This window comes from Shinella sp. G-2, assembly GCF_050172695.1.
GTDB lineage: Bacteria > Pseudomonadota > Alphaproteobacteria > Rhizobiales > Rhizobiaceae > Shinella.
Genome location: NZ_JBBEYH010000062.1, coordinates 1 through 1,301, shown reverse-complemented (window position 1 = coordinate 1,301; position 1,301 = coordinate 1). Strand labels below are relative to the sequence as shown.

Annotated in this window: 1 protein-coding gene; it reads right to left on the bottom strand. The window is 63.8% G+C overall.

Annotated elements, in window-relative coordinates; translation table 11 throughout:
- Window positions 1-1,301, bottom strand: a 1,301-nt coding sequence (locus V8U06_RS29080; RefSeq protein WP_427143633.1) for an NAD(P)/FAD-dependent oxidoreductase, incomplete at both ends; no start/stop codon positions are given.

Sequence of the window (1,301 nt, the reverse complement as noted above, 5' to 3'; positions counted from 1 at the left end):
AGGAACACCGAGGACAGACGATCGAAGGTCAGAACGCCATCGGGCTTGGGATAGTCGATCCGCTGGTGTTTTGCCGCAGGCTCAAGGCTCTGCGCATCCGTCTTGCCGTGCTTCAGCGTGCCGAAGAAGGAGAAGCCGAACAGCGTGTTCGTCCACATGTCGAGACCGCCGAGCGCCACGCCGATAGCCGTGCCGAACTTCGACCACAGCGGCTTGACGTTGCGCACCTTCTTCAGGTCCGAACCGATGGCGCTGTCGCGCCAGCCCTGTTCGATCTCGATCGGCTCGTCATTGGCCCGGCCATTGGCGATGGCGTCCGCCAGCTTTTCCGCGGCGAGCATGCCCGAGAGCACCGCATTGTGGCTGCCCTTGATGCGGGGAACGTTGACGAAGCCGGCCGAGCAGCCGATCAGCGCGCCGCCCGGGAACGACAGCCTCGGCACCGACTGGTAGCCGCCCTCGGTGATGGCGCGTGCGCCATAGGACAGGCGCTTGCCGCCCTCGAAGGTGCCCCTGATCGCCGGATGCGTCTTGAAGCGCTGGAACTCCTCGAAGGGGAAGAGATAGGGGTTCTTGTAGTTGAGATGCACCACGAAGCCGACGGCGACGAGGTTGTCTTCGAGGTGATAGAGGAACGAACCGCCGCCGGTCTTCATGCCGAGCGGCCAGCCGAAGGAGTGCTGCACGAGACCGGGCTTGTGGTGTTCCGGCTTGACCTGCCAGAGTTCCTTGAGGCCGATGCCGAATTTTTGGGGCTCGCGGTCCTTCTGGAGATCGAACTTCGCGATGAGCTGCTTGGCCAGCGAACCGCGCACGCCCTCGGAGATCAGCGTATATTTGCCGAGCAGCGCCATGCCGCGGGTATAGTTCGGGCCGGGCTCGCCATTGCGCTCGATACCCATGTCGCCGGTCGCAACGCCGATGACGGCGCCTTCGTCGTTGTAGAGCACTTCGGAGGCGGCAAAGCCGGGATAGATCTCGACGCCGAGTTCTTCCGCCTTGGTGGCCAGCCACCGACAGACATTGCCGAGCGAGACGATGTAGTTGCCGTGGTTGTTCATCAGCGGCGGCATGAAGACGTTGGGCAGGCGGATGGAGCCGGCCGGGCCGAGGAACAGGAAGTGATCGTCCTTGACCTCGGTCTTGAAGGGATGGCTGTCGTCCTCGCGCCAGTCGGGCAGGAGGCGGTCGATGCCGATGGGATCGACGACGGCGCCGGAGAGGATATGCGCGCCGACTTCCGAGCCCTTTTCCAGCACGACGACCGTCAGGTCAGGATTGACCTGCTTCAGCCGGATCGC